Annotated in this window: 15 protein-coding genes; 9 read left to right on the top strand and 6 right to left on the bottom strand. The window is 49.9% G+C overall.

Going from position 1 to position 16,077, the window contains the following annotated elements; translation table 11 throughout:
- Nucleotides 1–60: 60 nt before the first annotated feature.
- Both MP213Fo_RS12300 and MP213Fo_RS12305 read right to left on the bottom strand, forming a co-directional pair.
- A complete protein-coding gene (locus MP213Fo_RS12300; protein WP_421089278.1) occupies nucleotides 61–1,164 on the bottom strand; it encodes a 2Fe-2S iron-sulfur cluster-binding protein in 1,104 nt (367 codons plus the stop codon).
- A gap of 143 nt (nucleotides 1,165–1,307) precedes the next feature.
- Nucleotides 1,308–2,552 (bottom strand): aromatic ring-hydroxylating oxygenase subunit alpha, encoded by a 1,245-nt coding sequence (locus MP213Fo_RS12305; RefSeq protein WP_421091133.1) that lies wholly within the window; start codon nucleotides 2,550–2,552, stop codon nucleotides 1,308–1,310.
- Nucleotides 2,553–2,929: 377 nt separating this feature from the next.
- On the opposite strand from MP213Fo_RS12305, the gene MP213Fo_RS12310 reads away from it, so the two are divergent.
- Nucleotides 2,930–3,619 carry a D-lyxose/D-mannose family sugar isomerase gene (locus MP213Fo_RS12310; RefSeq protein ID WP_421089279.1) on the top strand — a complete coding sequence of 230 codons (690 nt, stop codon included), beginning with the start codon at nucleotides 2,930–2,932 and terminating at the stop codon, nucleotides 3,617–3,619.
- Here MP213Fo_RS12310 and MP213Fo_RS12315 read toward each other — a convergent pair.
- On the bottom strand, nucleotides 3,616–4,566 hold the full coding sequence (locus tag MP213Fo_RS12315) for a lysophospholipase (RefSeq protein ID WP_421089280.1): 951 nt from the start codon (nucleotides 4,564–4,566) through the stop codon (nucleotides 3,616–3,618). The genes MP213Fo_RS12310 and MP213Fo_RS12315 overlap by 4 nt on opposite strands.
- 214 nt (nucleotides 4,567–4,780) lie before the next feature.
- Here MP213Fo_RS12315 and ettA point away from each other — a divergent pair, with 214 nt between their 5' ends.
- From ettA to MP213Fo_RS12330, 3 genes are all read left to right on the top strand, one after another.
- A complete protein-coding gene (gene ettA, locus MP213Fo_RS12320) occupies nucleotides 4,781–6,430 on the top strand; it encodes an energy-dependent translational throttle protein EttA (protein WP_421089281.1) in 1,650 nt (549 codons plus the stop codon).
- 145 nt (nucleotides 6,431–6,575) lie between these two features.
- Entirely contained in the window at nucleotides 6,576–7,349 is a 774-nt protein-coding gene (gene tam, locus MP213Fo_RS12325) for a trans-aconitate 2-methyltransferase (RefSeq protein ID WP_421089282.1), read from the top strand.
- Between the two features lie 6 nt (nucleotides 7,350–7,355).
- The gene (locus MP213Fo_RS12330) at nucleotides 7,356–7,970 is read left to right on the top strand and encodes an MOSC domain-containing protein (RefSeq protein ID WP_421089283.1); all 615 of its coding nucleotides are present in this window, start codon (nucleotides 7,356–7,358) and stop codon (nucleotides 7,968–7,970) included.
- Here the strand turns inward: MP213Fo_RS12330 and MP213Fo_RS12335 are convergent.
- Nucleotides 7,955–8,263, bottom strand: a complete 309-nt coding sequence (locus tag MP213Fo_RS12335) for a DUF2293 domain-containing protein (protein ID WP_421089284.1) — start codon at nucleotides 8,261–8,263, stop codon at nucleotides 7,955–7,957. The genes MP213Fo_RS12330 and MP213Fo_RS12335 overlap by 16 nt on opposite strands.
- Before the next feature lie 142 nt (nucleotides 8,264–8,405).
- Here MP213Fo_RS12335 and MP213Fo_RS12340 point away from each other — a divergent pair, with 142 nt between their 5' ends.
- A complete protein-coding gene (locus tag MP213Fo_RS12340; RefSeq protein ID WP_421089285.1) occupies nucleotides 8,406–9,392 on the top strand; it encodes an ArsR/SmtB family transcription factor in 987 nt (328 codons plus the stop codon).
- A 216-nt stretch (nucleotides 9,393–9,608) separates the two neighbouring features.
- A complete protein-coding gene (metF, locus tag MP213Fo_RS12345) occupies nucleotides 9,609–10,508 on the top strand; it encodes a methylenetetrahydrofolate reductase [NAD(P)H] (protein WP_421089286.1) in 900 nt (299 codons plus the stop codon).
- 775 nt (nucleotides 10,509–11,283) lie between these two features.
- Here metF and MP213Fo_RS12350 read toward each other — a convergent pair.
- Nucleotides 11,284–12,492 carry a lytic murein transglycosylase gene (locus tag MP213Fo_RS12350; RefSeq protein WP_421089287.1) on the bottom strand — a complete coding sequence of 403 codons (1,209 nt, stop codon included), beginning with the start codon at nucleotides 12,490–12,492 and terminating at the stop codon, nucleotides 11,284–11,286.
- Between the two features lie 198 nt (nucleotides 12,493–12,690).
- Nucleotides 12,691–13,521, bottom strand: coding sequence for a GH25 family lysozyme (locus tag MP213Fo_RS12355; RefSeq protein WP_421089288.1), 831 nt, complete (start codon nucleotides 13,519–13,521; stop codon nucleotides 12,691–12,693).
- A gap of 367 nt (nucleotides 13,522–13,888) precedes the next feature.
- On the opposite strand from MP213Fo_RS12355, the gene MP213Fo_RS12360 reads away from it, so the two are divergent.
- The 3 genes from MP213Fo_RS12360 (at nucleotide 13,889) to MP213Fo_RS12370 (ending at nucleotide 16,007) form a co-directional block, all read left to right on the top strand.
- Nucleotides 13,889–14,329 carry a hypothetical protein gene (locus MP213Fo_RS12360; RefSeq protein ID WP_421089289.1) on the top strand — a complete coding sequence of 147 codons (441 nt, stop codon included), beginning with the start codon at nucleotides 13,889–13,891 and terminating at the stop codon, nucleotides 14,327–14,329.
- 123 nt (nucleotides 14,330–14,452) lie between these two features.
- Nucleotides 14,453–15,190 (top strand): TerB family tellurite resistance protein, encoded by a 738-nt coding sequence (locus MP213Fo_RS12365; RefSeq protein ID WP_421089290.1) that lies wholly within the window; start codon nucleotides 14,453–14,455, stop codon nucleotides 15,188–15,190.
- A gap of 37 nt (nucleotides 15,191–15,227) precedes the next feature.
- On the top strand, nucleotides 15,228–16,007 hold the full coding sequence (locus MP213Fo_RS12370) for an N-acetylmuramoyl-L-alanine amidase (protein WP_421091134.1): 780 nt from the start codon (nucleotides 15,228–15,230) through the stop codon (nucleotides 16,005–16,007).
- Nucleotides 16,008–16,077: the final 70 nt, after the last annotated feature.

Here is a 16,077-nt window from a genome sequence, read left to right on the forward strand (position 1 = left end):
CATTCACTTTTGCTGATGATCAGTGACGAAACAGGCCGCACAGGTCAAGAGGTGAGATGCTCATAGATCGATTTCAACACGTCCGACAGGGTGTGAACAGCAGGCCAAAATATAACCTTCTTCAATCTCATCATCACGGATGCCGCCATTATGGTTCATAATGGTTTCGCCGCTCAGGCATTTAACCTTACATGTCCCGCAGACACCGAATTCGCAAGCACTTGGGATTTTCAAACCGCCATTACGTGCTGCGAGCAACACTGTATCAGTGGCACTGCATTGCACCTCCATGCCTGATTGAGTGAAAATAACACTTGCCGGTTCTGCGCTTGTATCACCATCGGGGCCGGTTTCGCCCGCAACAGTTAGAGGCAATGGTTGTGCCGGTGTATCTGAGGCCGGCTGAAAACTCTCTTGGTGGAAATTATCCATGTTGAAGTCGTTGGCTTCAAGTATTTCACGTACCGCACGCATAAACGGCTCAGGCCCGCAGCAAAACACGGTACGGCTTCTAAAATCCGGTGCGGAAATATCGATGATACTGTGGCTGATGCGGCCATGCACACCGCTCCAGACATTGCGGGCGATAGATTGTTCGACAACCAGTTGCAGCCGTAACTTATCCATCCGGCTGGCGAGCAATTCCAGCTCTTTGCGGAAAATAATTTCATCCGGCGAGCGGGCGCAATTCAGAAACACAATATCGGTATGTGGCTGGGTATCATAGAGAAACCGCGTCATCGACATCATGGGCGTAATGCCGGATCCTGCCGAGATAAACAGGTATTTTTCACCCGGATGGCTGACAAGCGAGAAATCGCCCGCTGGGCCAAAGGCTTTGAGCTGCATGCCGGGACGCATATTGTCGAGCATCCAGCGTGTGCCGATACTGCCCGCTTGCGCTTTGATGGTAATGGAAACAGAATAGGGCCGCGATGGCGTTGATGACAGCGTATAAGTGCGCATTACCGGCTCGGAAGAAAGTTCCGGCCCCACTGGAATTTCGATTGTAATGAACTGGCCCGGCATATAGCGGAACCAGTTATTGTTTTCCACGGTGCGAAACGAGAAGGTCATAACATCCGGCGCTTCTTCGATTGCGGCATCGCATTCAAGCACCTGAAGCCTGTCGTTCCAAGGCAGCATTTCATCTAGATATTTCATGGCTGCTGCTCTTTATTCTTGGGGACGCACATGCGGATTTCACTTTTACGGTTATATCGTCGGATAGAGTTTGAGAGATATAAGGCGACAGGGGCTGAACTGCTCCGGCTGGCCGGAACAGTTCCTTGTCATTGAAATAACTATCAGGCAACGCGGCTGATTTTAGCCGCTGCACCCTTCAGACGCGGGGTGATGAAATTGTGATACCATTCAATGAATTGTACCACACCGCCTTCATGCTCAACCGAATATGGCCCCGGCTGATATGCCGGTGAGCGGATGCCGCGGGCATTTTCCTCAACAATGCGACGATCCTGATCATTGGTCTCGAGCCAGACATGGGTCAGCTCATCAAGCGTATAATCAACGCCTTCCACCGCATCCTTGTTGACGATCCATTTGGTGGTGACCATGGTTTCTTCAGCATTGATCGGCAGCACGCGGAATGAAATCGCATGATCAATCATCACATGGTTCCATGTAGACGGATAGTTGAACAGCAGCATCGCACCGATTTTAGTGGCAGTGACTTCGGGGCTGAGCCCTTTGGCAACAGCAGGCTTGCCCGACATTGTATAGCTTTCAGCATCGCGCAGCAGCGGAACACGGGCAATACGATACTGGCCGTCTTCAGACATGTTAAATTTTGCTGGCAGACCGGTATCTTCGCAACGCTTCCATAATGCGTTGGCCTCTTCATCTTCCATCATGCCCTGTACGCCGGTGGCACCCGGTGCTTCAGGATAGGTACGGCACAGTTCAGGATGGTTAGCGGCGCAATGGTAACATTCGCGGTTGTTTTCCCAGACCAGCTTCCAGTTGCCTTTTTCAATGATGGTGCTTTCAAACGCGACCTTGGCATCTTTAATGTGGTGTGGCGCCAGATACGGCTCTACAGTGGCGCGGAAGGCATTGAAATCCGGTGCTTCATCAGCCACACAGATATAGATATAACCGGCAACCGTTTCGCAATGTACAGTTTTAAGACCAAAATCTGCCGGATTGAAATCAGGCCCGACCTGACGGGCAAACAGCAATTTACCATCCAGATCATATGTCCATTGATGGTATGGGCAGACGAGGCGCGCAGTGGTGCCCTTTTCTGCGGTGCAAATGCGGGAACCGCGATGGCGGCAGGTATTGTGAAAGGCGCGGATATTGCCCTGACTGTCACGCACAACAATAACCGGATAATCACCGATCTGTACTGTGAGATAACTGCCGGCCTTCGGTAATTCGCAATCATGGCCGGCAAACAGCCATTCGCGATACCAGATGTGCTCCAGATCCTGTTTGTAATATTCCGGATCTGTATAGAATTTCTGCCCCAAAGTGTAATTCGGGTCGCGCTCCAACAAGTCACTCAGCATTTGATTGCGGACGTCCATGGTCATGCCTCGCATAGCGTTGTTCATCGGGGGTGCCGGACTGTGTCTTGTCGTTGCCGAGCATAGCCCATGTGCGACATAAGATGCGTCAGATCCCGTATGGATCCCATAGTGGGTATTGGGTTAAGTCTCAGAATCTTTCATTAAAAAACCGGTTCTGATGGTGGATATTCAAGCACTGAAAGCTGAATGAGGCGCATACGAAAACGACATGAGTTTCGCATAAAGACGACACGCCAAACTGCCGCATCCGGCGTATTTCAGACAGCGTTATTTTTTATAGCTGGAGGGGCTGGTCAGGCGGTATCTGCCGTGCTTTTCTGTGGCGGGGGAAGAGGTGATAACAGGTTGAAAAAGCGGCGGAGGAAAACTGGCCTATGAAACGCTCAGAGATTAATGAGATACTCCTTGAGAGTGACCGGTTTATACGGTCCTTCGGCTTTGTGATGCCGCCATTTGCGTATTGGACGCCGCAAGAAATGCGCGCTCGAGTGCAGAGCGACAGTGCTGCTATCCGCAATGCGCGTCTGGGCTGGGATATTACTGATTACGGGCAGGGTAAATTTGACGAGCTCGGGCTGTTTTTGTTTACGGTGCGTAACGGGCTGGAAGCAGATCTGCAAAAAGGCAGCGGTATGCTTTATGCCGAAAAAATAATGATCTCGCGTGAAAACCAGCTGTCGCCGATGCATCGCCACGTAGTTAAAGCCGAAGATATTATCAATCGTGGCGGTGCTAAACTGGTGCTGGAGATGTTTAACTCCCATCCTGACGGCTCTATCGACGATAATAGCGAGGTGGTTGTGGCCTGTGACGGACGCATGAGACGTCTGCCTGCCGGAGGGTGCCTTAGCCTCAATCCGGGTGAAAGCGTTACCCTGATGCCGGGCAACTGGCATGCTTTCTGGGGTGAGGGTGGTGATGTACTGATCGGCGAGGTTTCAACGGTCAATAATGATCTGACGGATAATATATTCCGCGAGCCGATCGGGCGTTTTTCTGAAGCGCAGGATGATGTTGAGCCGGTGCATTTGCTGGTGTCTGATTATGACACATGGCTTGATTAAACTGGACGAGCATTTTTAGTGTTTTGAACGGCCCATGTGCTGAAATCCTGCATAAAGCGTTCACGCTGCGTTTCATGCAGGCTTTCATGGCGCATATCAGGGTAAATCTGCGTGGTGATATTGTTTAGTCCGGCACGGCTAAGGCGCTGGTTCAACGCAGTGAGCGCTTTACCGTGATTGGTTGAGGGGTCAGCACCACCGCCTTGCAAATACAGTGGCAAGCTTGGGGTTATCGCATGTTTGGGCGCCGGATCATTACACATTGCCATAAAACGCCATACATCAAGCCACAGGCTGACGGACGGATCAAAACCGCAGAGCGGATCGGCATTATAGAGAGCAACCTCTGCCGGATCATGCGAAAGCCAGTCAAATTGTGTCTGATAATTCGCAATCTGCTTTGCCCATGTGCGAAATGTCAATTTAGGCAGCAGACCGCTTGCTACATCGGAGCCAAGAAACATGCGCTCACCTTTGAGCAGTAAAGTGGCAAAACGCTGGGTCAGCGGATCGGCAAAGTTGGAATTACAAATGGCTGCCGCATCGGGCTTGCAATAATTTCCGCATAAAGCGGCGAGTGTGATCAGGCCGCCCATTGAATGACCGAATAAAATCACAGGCAGGGATTTATGCTGCTCGCGGATGTGTCGGTGCACAAAGCCGACATCCTGCAGCACTTTATCCGCGCCATCTTTGTGCGCAAACTGCCCGATCGGAGCATCGGGCGCTGTGGTTAAGCCATGGCCGCGATGGTCGTGCGCATAGACATGGAAGCCGTGACGGGTCAGATAATAGGCGAAATCCTGATAGCGTGCCGAATGCTCTGCCAGACCATGGCAAATCTGCACAATACCGCGTGCTTTAAATGCATCATCTGCAGGTTGAAACCGCACCGCAAGACTGGCTCCGGTGGGGCTTAAAAACGTCTCCGGCTTGTTAAATGGCATCGCAGTTCCTATTTCAAAACAAGAAGGCAGTTATTTCTGTCATGATAAGTGATTATTGCCACTTTAAACAGAGCAATGGCACTTAACAAAAGTGGCTGCGCCATTGCTCATGGCCAAGATTTAGCCTACATAGCGCAACAAACGATATTCACAAATATCGGCCATTATTTCTGGTCTGCTTTTCAGACCCACATTCTCGGAGATCAGCCGCCCTATGGCACGTCAGTTTATTTATCATATGTCGGGTCTGACCAAGACTTACGGCGCTAAGAAAATTCTCGAAAACCTGCATTTGTCATTCTATCCGGATGCCAAGATCGGTATTCTGGGTCCAAACGGCGCCGGTAAGTCGACCGTTCTCAAGATCATGGCCGGTCTGGATAAAGAATTTACCGGTGAAGCATGGCTCGCAGATGGTGCGACCTGTGGTTATCTGGCTCAGGAACCGCATCTTGATCCTGAAAAGACCGTTCTTGGCAACGTTATGGAAGGTGTGGCTGACAAAACAGCCATTCTCGACCGTTATAACGAACTGATGATGAACTATTCTGATGAAACTGCAGATGAAGGCGCTGCACTTCAGGATGTTATCGACAGCCAGAACCTCTGGGATCTCGACAGTCAGGTTGAAATGGCGATGGAGGCACTGCGCTGCCCGCCTGCTGATTCTGATGTAACCACACTTTCAGGTGGTGAGCGTCGCCGTGTTGCACTTTGCAAGCTGCTGCTCTCGAAGCCTGATCTTCTGCTGCTTGACGAACCAACCAACCATCTGGATGCTGAAACAACTTCATGGCTTGAAAAGCATTTGCGTGAATATAAGGGCGCTGTGCTGCTCATCACGCATGATCGCTACTTCCTTGATAATGTGACCGGCTGGATTCTCGAGCTCGATCGCGGTCGCGGTATTGCTTATGAAGGCAATTACTCAGCCTATCTCGGCGCCAAATCCAAGCGTATGCTGCAGGAAGGCCGTGAAGATGATTCACGCCAGAAGGCACTTGAGCGTGAGCGCGAGTGGATTTCTGCGAGCCCGAAAGCTCGTCAGTCGAAATCAAAAGCGCGTATTAAGGCCTATGACCAGCTGGTTGAAGCCGCCAATAACCAGCGTCCGGGTGATGCCCAGATTCTGATTCCTGCCGGTGAACGTCTTGGTCAGGTCGTTATTGAAGCTGAAAACCTGACAAAATCTTTCGGCGACCGCATGCTGATTGAAAACCTGACATTCAAGCTGCCTCCGGGTGGTATCGTTGGTGTTATCGGCCCGAACGGTGCCGGTAAATCGACATTGTTCAAGATGATTACCGGACAGGAAAAGCCGGATTCCGGTTCAATCCGTATTGGTGATACCGTGCAGCTTGGTTATGTTGACCAGAGCCGTGATCACCTTGATCCGAATAAAAATGTCTGGGAAGAGATTTCCGGCGGCAATGATATTATCAAACTCGGTAAGTTTGAAATGAACTCCCGCGCTTATTGCGGTGCGTTCAACTTCAAGGGCGGCGATCAGCAGGCCAAGGTTGGCAATCTGTCTGGTGGTCAGCGTAACCGCGTGCATCTTGCCAAGATGCTGCAGGCCGGCGGCAACGTGTTGCTGCTCGATGAACCGACCAACGATCTGGATACCGAAACACTGGCGGCGCTTGAAGATGCGCTTGAAAAATACGCCGGCTGCGCTGTTATCATTTCGCATGATCGTATGTTCCTTGACCGTCTTGCCACACATATTCTGGCCTTTGAAGGTGACAGCCATGTTGAATGGTTTGAAGGTAACTTTGAAGATTATGAAGCCGACAAGATCCGTCGTCTTGGTGCCGATAGCGTTAATCCTAAGCGCGTAACCTATAAGCCGCTGACACGCTAATCACGTCACGCATTGCGACAGTATAAAATCTGCAAAACGCTCCCCAAAAGGGAGCGTTTTTTTGTTTGCAGTTTTAATCAATGAGCGGCTTGGCAAATATCTCTGACGCTATAGATTATGTGTATAAGCAAGCGGAGATGAAGCAATGCAAGATTGGTCAGCACAACATTATCTGAAATTTGAAGATGAGCGCACACGACCTGTCACTGATCTGATTGCGCGTATTCCGCTCGCTGATCCCAAAATGATTGTCGATATTGGCTGTGGTCCCGGCAATTCTACGCAAGTCTTGCACCAGCGCTGGCCGCAGGCTGCGCTTACAGGTTTCGACAGCTCACCGGATATGATTGAAAAGGCGCGTGAGCGCTTGCCGGACGTGACGTTTTTTCTTGAGGATATAACGCGCTGGGAACCGGCTGCTGAAACTGATCTGTTGTTTTCAAATGCGGTCTTTCAGTGGTTGCCTGATCATCTTGCGCAATTGCAGCGGTTATTGACCACAATGAAAGCCGGAGCCGTGCTTGCGGTGCAAATGCCTGATAATCATGGGGAGGCCTCGCACCGCATGATGCGCGAAGTGGCTAAAGACAGCCGCTGGATTGAGCGGATCGGTCAGGCAGCACGCCCGCCAATGCCCAGCGTAAACGCCTATTATGATGCGCTGGCACCGCTTGCCGCGCAGATAGATATTTGGCACACGATTTATAATCATCCGCTCGATGGTCATGCTGCGATCACTGAATGGGTTAAATCAACCGGGTTGCGCCCGTTTCTTGATCCGCTGAATGAAGAGGAGCGCCAGGATTATCTGGCAGAATATACCGAGCGGCTGGAAGAGCATTATCCGGTTGCGGCAGATGGTAAAGTGTTGTTGCATTTTCCGCGTGTTTTTATTGTTGTGCAGCGCGGATATTGGTGAGCGTAAATGGCCGATCTTTTTGGCAGTGACCACGGCAAGCGTCTTGCCTCCCGCAAAGTTAACGGGCGTGTGGCTGGGTTATATATAGCTTCCGGCAAGGATTTTATCACACAGGCGGTGAACAGGCTGGACTGTGACAGCGGCGGTATTGTTGGTGACCATCATTACGGGCTTACACGCAAGGCCGGAGGCCGCGAGCCGTGGTATGTGCGCGGAACCGCCATTCGTAATGACCGTCAAATCTCACTGGTTTGCGGTCGAGAGCTGGCTAAAATTGCCTCAATCATGGGGATTGCTGCGATTAAGCCGGAATGGATCGGTGCCAATATTGTGGTTGAGGATATTGCTGATTTCACATTATTACCTGCCGGTACAGTGTTGTTTTTTGAAAGTGGACTGACGCTGAAACTGGACGGTGTTAATGCGCCCTGCAAGATTGCAGGCACGTCAATTGCCCACCATATTGGTGCAGAAGAAGAGGCGCTGACCGCCTTGAATTTTGTGAGAGCTGCCAAATATTTGCGCGGGCAGACCAGCTGGGTTGAGCGGGCAGGCGCGGTTTCAATCGGTGAAAAGATCAGCGCACGCGTGCCGGAGCAGATATTCTATACCCCTGAATGAAGCTCTTCAATAATCGCATGCCATTCATTCAGCTTGTCATTGATCTGCTGTCTGATCCAATAAAGCGCGCTGTCTTTATCCAGTCCTTCATCACGTAACGTGTCGTAATCTGTATAGGTATGGCGGACATATGCGAGCAGTGCGAGCCGCACGGCATTATCTGCCGTAAGTGCACGCATATGCGGTGCAGCGGCGGCTGCACGGATGTGTTCGGCATCATAATAGGGCGTGCGCGGAGCCAGCAGAGTTAGCGCTTGCGCTATGTTTTTCATGCGTTTTGCCGATGCTGGCATGATATTCTCCTGAAGGATCACGCATTTTATCTGATAACCGAGCTTGTTCTATACATTCTGGCAGGCTTTGTCGATTTTAGTTGCATTGCATATGGATATCACATAAACATATCTTTATGTGTTGCGATTGGGATGGTGCATAATGACTGGCAAGCCTTTGGCTCTGGATGAAATGGTGGAAGTGCTGAAAGCGGCGGCTGAGCCGAGCCGGCTGCGCATTCTTACATTGCTGACCGGCGGTGATCTTACTGTGTCTGATCTGACTGCCATTCTTAACCAGTCGCAACCACGTGTTTCCCGTCATCTCAAGCTATTGAGTGAAGCAGGGCTGATCAGCCGCTATCAGGAAGGATCATGGGCGTATTTCCGGCTTTCGGAAACCCCGATCCATCAGGGGCTTTCCCGGGCATTGATCGGCTGGCAGGACAGTCAGGATCCGCTGTTGCTGCGTGATCAGGAACGTCTTGCGCAGGTTAAATCCGAGCGACATGACCGTGCGACCGCCTATTTCAGTGCCAATGCCGAGAGCTGGGATCAGATCCGCTCATTGCATATTGATGAAGCCATGGTTGAAGATGCGCTGCGCGGTATTGTTGGTGATCAAAATTTTCAATCCATGCTTGATATTGGCACCGGTACCGGCCGGTTGCTGGAAATGTTCAGCCCGCTTTATGTGCGTGGCGTTGGCATCGACATCAACCGCGATATGCTGACCGTTGCGCGTACCAATCTTGATCAGGCTGGCGTTGCCCATGCGCAGGTCAGGCAGGGTGATATTTATGCGCTGCCGGTAGACCGCGACGGTTATGATCTGGTGACAATCCATCAGGTTCTGCATTTTCTGGACGAGCCGCAATCGGCAATTCGTGAAGCAGCACGGGCATTGCGCCCGCAAGGGCGTTTGCTGGTGGTGGACTTTGCCCCGCATGAGCTTGAATTCTTACGTGAGGAACATGCCCATTTGCGTCTTGGTTTCAGCGATGAGCTGATGACTGGCTGGATGCGTGCGGCAGGGCTTGAGCCTGAGCAATCTGTTACGCTTGAACCACAAGGCGAACAAGCTGCCGGGCTGGTGATCAAGCTCTGGGTTGCCCGTGACCCGCGAATGTTGATCGCCGATGCAGCCTGAGGCCAATATCGCCTGATATTGGCGCTGATAGCAGCATTGGCAGCCCTGTTATTTTTGAGGTTGCAGATAGTGAATTCCGTCAAATGAATGCATTTGACGATTGAGGAATGCTGTCTGAAATCTTGCACTCTGCAGGATATTAAAAGACCTATTTTACATTTTTCATGGCTGCAAAGAGCGGTTGTGACCAGATTTTATGCATGACGGAGAATTCCTATGTCTTATTTCGGCCAGCAGCGACGTTCTGAGAGCGCGCACCCGATCCGCGTATCTTTCGAGTTTTTTCCGCCGAAAACCGAAGAGATGGAAGCGCGCTTATGGGAAACCATTACCCGTCTGGCACCGCTTAACCCTGCTTTTGTTTCCGTGACTTATGGTGCCGGTGGCTCTACCCGCGAGCGTACCAATAAAACCATTGCGCGTATTATTAAAGAAACCTCAATCACACCGGCTGCGCATTTAACCTGTGTGGATGCCAGCAAGGAAGAGGTCAATTCGATCGTCCGCTCTTTTGCCTCACTCGGCGTAACGCGCTTTGTGGCGCTGCGTGGTGATCCGGCAGGGGGGATTGGCGAGGCCTATACACCGACACCGGATGGTTATCAGAATGGTGCCGATCTGGTCGCCGGACTGAAATCCATTGCTAACTTTGATATCAGCGTTTCTGCTTATCCTGAAAAGCATCCGGAAAGCCCGGATTTTGCAACCGATATTGAAATGCTCAAGCGCAAAGTGGATAATGGGGCAACACGTGCGATTACCCAATTCTTTTTTGATAATGATTTATATGAGCGTTATGTGGAGCGCGTACGTCGTGCAGGTATTTATATACCGATTATTCCGGGCGTTTTGCCAATCCATAATTTCCGGCAGGTTGCTAACTTCTCCAAGCGCGCCGGTACACGGATACCAACATGGCTGGCGGAGCGCTTTGACGGGCTGGATAACGACCCTCAGACCCATATGCTGGTGTCAGCAGCCTTGGCTGCGGAGCAGGTGCATGATCTGATTGAGCGCGGTTTGAATGATTTCCACTTTTATACCATGAACCGTTCAGATCTGGCTTTTGCTATTTGTCATCTTCTGGGTGTCAGAGCGCCGGTTGCTGCTGCATAAAACACTCACTCATATTGCCAACAAAAAAGCCCTGCGGAAAATGCTTCCGTAGGGCTTTTGTTTTAATTCAATGCTTAATATGAAACCCCGATATGCCGGTGATATGCTAGAGCGGTTTGTTTAAACGCAGTTTCGGACGGAAAGCCGGTTCCCACTTTTCCTGAAACTACTCTACGCTATAATTTATTAAACGCTGATGTAAAACACTCTGATCGTTATATTTTATGCTAATTACAGACGGGGTCAGGGAAACACACCGACAATCATTGCTGCGACAAAAGCAAAAGCTGCGCAAAATATAAGGGCATTGATTGAACGCGTTAAACCCATGCGGATGTCTCCTAAGCAGGTTGTAAGTTAAGTTTTAAATACCGCGGATGCGGCAGATAAATTTTGGAAACCTCAATCTTTCATCTTGCTGGCATTGAATTTCAGCACGATAATCAGACTTGATTTCCCTTACTGCGAACCGGAAATGCAACATCCCGTCTTAAATATCACTCACGAACATATGCCATGTTATCACATGGTTTCAGGAGCAAATTGACGGTTTATTAACTGTGTCTTAGCATTTCCCGTTTGTGTCATTTTATCGACATAAACGGCCAAAGAAAAGACTAAATTCACATTGAGCGAATTATGTGACCAAAAAACAGGGTGTATGACTTTGGTGGTAAAATATATTTAAATAATAAATACAGTAGTTTAATCGGCTTTATAGGGATTTTGATGCCGCATAAATTATTTTATGTTCAGCATCAAAATCCCACAAAATTTATAGCTTTTCAAGTAATTCCAGGGTTGGCCATGAATCCGCAGGCAGGCCTAAACGCAGCTGTTCTGTGCGCACAGCATCTCTGGTCATGGTGCCAAATACACCATCGATTCTACCCATTTCATAACCATGGCTAACGAGCTTGTTTTGCAGTTCTTTCAGTTCTTCGGTGGTTAGGCCGATAACCGGTGAGCCCGGATTAAACGGTTCGCCGCCAGCGAGGCGACTGGCAAAATAAGCAGCCGTTGTGGCGTAGACGATTGATTTGTTCCATTCGACGAAAATATCAAAATTGCGGTATGAGAGAAATGCGGGACCTTTGCGACCCATTGGGATCAGCAGTGATGCATCACCGTCATCAGCACCAAGCGGGTTGCCATTGACCGATTGAACGCCCCAGCCGCTCCATTTGGAATGTGGCATACGGTTCGAGCGGATCGAATTTTCCCATGGCAGTTCCTGCGTGAGTTGCACAGCCTCCAGCCATGGCTCACCGCGCTGCCAGCCAAGCTCTGAGAGCATACGGGCTGCTGTCATCACCGCATCGGCAACACTGTTTTTCAAATCTACTTTGCCGTCACCGTCGCCGTCAACGCCGCGCTCCAGATAGTCTTTGGGCAGCAGCTGCATCTGGCCAATCTCACCGGCCCAAGCACCTTGCGTACCGGCATCAACCACCCCCTGATCAATAAGTTGCAGCAGCGCCATCAGCTGAGGGCGGAACAGATCAGGGCGGCGGCAATCATAAGACAATGTATAAAGGGAGTTCAGCGTATCAAAATCGCCCTGAATGGCACCAAAGTCAGTTTCCAACCCCCAGAAGGCCGTAATAACCGGGCCCGGTACACCATAAGTCTCTTCTGCTTTTTTGAAGATATCCGCATGCTGGACGAGTTTTGCGCGGCCTGTTTTCAGGCGCTGCTCGGAAATCAGCCGTTTTGAAAATTCGATAAAGGTCAGATTGAAAACGGATTGGGTGCGGTCACGCGCGAGTGTGCGGTCATCAATGCGGGCTTTATACAGCTCGGCGATGGTTTTGTCTGAAATGCCATTTGCTTTTGCCTCGGCAACAACGCCTTCAAACCAGATGCCAAGATCGCCGCCACAGGCTGCGGCCGGTGCTGGCTGTGTTTTGGCTGGCTCCTGCGCTGCCAGAGGCAGACTGACTGTCGTAAGCAGAGCGGCAAGAAGAAGAGCGGGACGTGACATAACTCAGGTTTTTCCTAAACAATCTGGCATAAGCAAACTGAATGAAGCTGATACCATCATAAATAATAGTGGCGCCGCACACTATGCTAAAAAAGGCATAGGTGTGCGGCGCTCGGAAATTACTTCCTGCATAAAGATTTTGTGAAAAAGAAGGTGCAAAAGCCGGAATTCTGCTGGTTTCAGGATTGCCTTGTACTTTTATCTGACCTTGTTGCTTTCCAGCCACTTTCGCCATTGCGCGTGGTTGCCGCCAAAGACATTGATATCTGCATCACCTTTAATGCCGGGAATGGTGCCGGTGCCGGTATATTGCCAGAAAACCCACGGATGCGGCCCGTATTTTTCATCCGGATGGCCTGCTGTCGAGCGCAACCAGAACGGATAATCACTAAAGCTGCGCAGCTCGTTATCGTCAAAGAAATCAACTGTGGTGTAGATGATCGGCTTTTTACCGTAATGGCGTTCGATCATGGTCAAGAATGTTCGCATTTCTTTGCGCACAACAGCTGCATCCGGACGTAGTTTGCAAGACGGGGACTGGGCGTTCCATTCCATGTCCAGCACAGGCGGCAGAGCGTTCGGGTCTTTTGGTACATTGCGAATATACCAGCGTGCCTGATCTGCGGCGCTGCGGCAGAAATAATAGAAATGATAGGCACTGCGCGGAATGCCGGCAGCACGTGCGCCGGCCCAATGCTCGTTAAACCGGTCGTCAAATCGGTCGCCACCTTCTGTGGCTTTAATGAAAACAAATGAAATACCGCTGTTACGCACAGTCTGCCAGTCGACTTTATCCTGATATTTTGAAACATCGGTTCCGTGCACCGGATAATGAAGCGGTGTTTTGCCGGTATAATCGTGCGGTTTACGGTCGTAAAAGCGCGGCGCTTTGGTTGTGCCGGTTACAGCATTGGCTGAGGGCATGGATATGGTGCTGCGCCCTGATTTTTTCACATCCGAAAAATCATAATCCATGGATGTACAGGCGCTCAGAAACAGGCTGAGGGCGGCAATAAAGACTGGCTTCATCAGTTTCTCACAAAAATCAGCGGAAAATCATGAATGCTTTATTACCGGAAAAGGTTAAATTTTGTGTTTAGCGATAATCATTTATCGCAATGTAAAATGTCTCGCGGATTATCCCAGTGAAGTCAGAATGTTAAATCAGCCCATAAATCCAATGATGCGAAACCAGCATAGGATGCAAAACCATGCTGTGCCTATTTCTACGCTATTGGAACGCAGTGAGTAACAGCCAGAAATATCATTTGATTATAATGTGCATAACTTAGACCTATTTAATATGCATATTGTCATCTCTTCTTTATAAGTAAAAAATATTATTAGTAATATATAGAAATAAATTTCGCTTGGGTAAAAGTGCAGAGGAGGTGCTATGTACCGGTTACCAGCTTTTCTGATCGCTGTTTTTGTTTTGCTGGGCTTGGTTCTCTCAGGCGGTTTTTTGACATCTGAAGACGTTCTTGCCGGTGGTTCTGTCTCAGAAGGAGCCACCAAACTTGGTGTTGTTGTTGCGCAGACGGACGACGATCTGCAAAAAAAGGCTGATCGGGAAATTGCCGATATTGATAATAAGGCCAAGCAGCAGAGTATTGCCGGGCCGGCTGTTCTCTTGCCGGCGATTAAACCACCGCTAACCGAGGCAGATATTGTTGTTGCAGCACAGCGTGCAGGAATTGACGCTGAGCAAATTGCTGTTCGTGTTGGTCAGACAGCAGAGCAGGCGCAAAACGCCAAACAATCAGCTGAAAATTTTGTGCGGGAGCGTATGCTGCTCCAAATGCGTGAAGAGCAGCGTTCTGCCAAAGCTATGTAATTATATCTCTGCGACTTAAAACTTGCCTAAGTGATCTGGTGGTAACCTAAATGCCAGATGTTTTTCCATTCAGATCATGCGCTTGGCTGTTTTCAACAGAGTCGTTTTGAATTACAAAAGCTTATGTCGATTTGGTCCAGTATTGCCGATTTTCTTACGCAAACTGCCTACAGCGCATTTTCCGGCGTGTTCGAGGCTGTGCGCACTTATTTTGAAGGCGACGCAGAAACGCGCCGCCGGGTAACGTTTTCCATTGCCATGATTGCCCTGTCAGCCAAAATGGCTAAAGCTGATGGCATTGTTTCCGAACATGAAGTGCGGGCTTTTCAAGATATTTTTGAAGTTCCGGAAAAAGAGGCCGCGCATGTATCCCGGCTTTATAATCTTGCCAAGCAGGATGTTGCGGGTTTTGAAAGCTATGCGCGCCAAATCGCTGCTTTATGCCGGTCATCTCAGCAAGAGAACCCTGCAGAGCCATGCGGTGCGCTGTCTGATGTGCTCGACGGTTTGTTTTATATCGCTAAAGCTGACGGTTATGTGCATGATAAGGAAATGGAATTTCTGCGCCGTGTCGCTGAGATTTTTGGCCTTGAGGAAGACGAGTTTCTGCTGATTGCCGGTCGGCATGTCAATTTAGGACCTGCCGATCCTTATGCGGTGCTGGGATTAATGCGCGGCGTGGGCTATAAACAGGCGAAGCAGCATTATCGCGCGCTGGTGCGTCAGAACCATCCGGATCTGGTTATTGCCCGCGGTATGCCGCCGGAATTTCAAAAGATTGCCAATCACCGTCTTGCGGCTATCAACGCCGCATGGGCGACAGTAGAAAAACAGTTGGGTCAGCATGAGCACGCAGGATAATCATTCACCGCAAACAGCAAGTCTGCACAATGATCAAATGGCGCCTGAATTGCTGACGATACCGGATTATCCTCTGGCAAGCATTGATGCTTCAGCCAATTTTGGTGTTCGCAAAGATGGCAAAACCCCTGAATATCTGATCCTGCATTATACCGGCATGCAGACTGCTGAAGAGGCACTGGATATTTTGAAATGTCCGGAACGTGAGGTTTCTGCCCATTATCTGGTGCATGAGGACGGTCGAGTTGTACAGATGGTGGCGGAGAGTGCGCGCGCATGGCATGCGGGCAATAGTTTTTGGAAGGGTGAGCGCGATCTGAATTCAGCCTCTATCGGCATTGAAATTGTCAATGCCGGTGTTTTGGAGAATTTTCCGCCTTTTCCTGATGAGCAGATTGCTGCTGTCATCGCATTATCTGCTTCTATCTGTGAGCGTTATAATATTGCGCCTGCCAATGTGCTTGCGCATTCTGATATTGCGCCTGAGCGCAAAATTGATCCGGGCGAAAATTTTCCGTGGCGCAAACTCTATGAGGCCGGTATCGGCCATTGGGTTGAGCCTGCCCCCATCCGCGGCGGCCGGTTCTTCGCAATGGGTGACAGCGGGCAACCGGTAGAGGCTTTGCAGTCGATGCTGGCTATGTATGGCTATGATATTACCATTGACGGTGTATTCAACGAGCATACAAAAGTGGTTTTATGTGCATTTCAGCGCCATTTTCGTCCAAATCAGATCGATGGCGTGGCCGATATCTCGACAATTGAGACTTTACACAGGCTTATTTCAACCAATTTGCGTGAAGCTGTAACTAGCTGATTATTATAAAATTGTTCCTAATTTATTCGGGGTTATTTCCGTTATTGTTACAGGTTTTATCAAACTGTGA

This window comes from Pseudochrobactrum mosebachae (assembly GCF_048914685.1).
GTDB lineage: Bacteria > Pseudomonadota > Alphaproteobacteria > Rhizobiales > Rhizobiaceae > Pseudochrobactrum.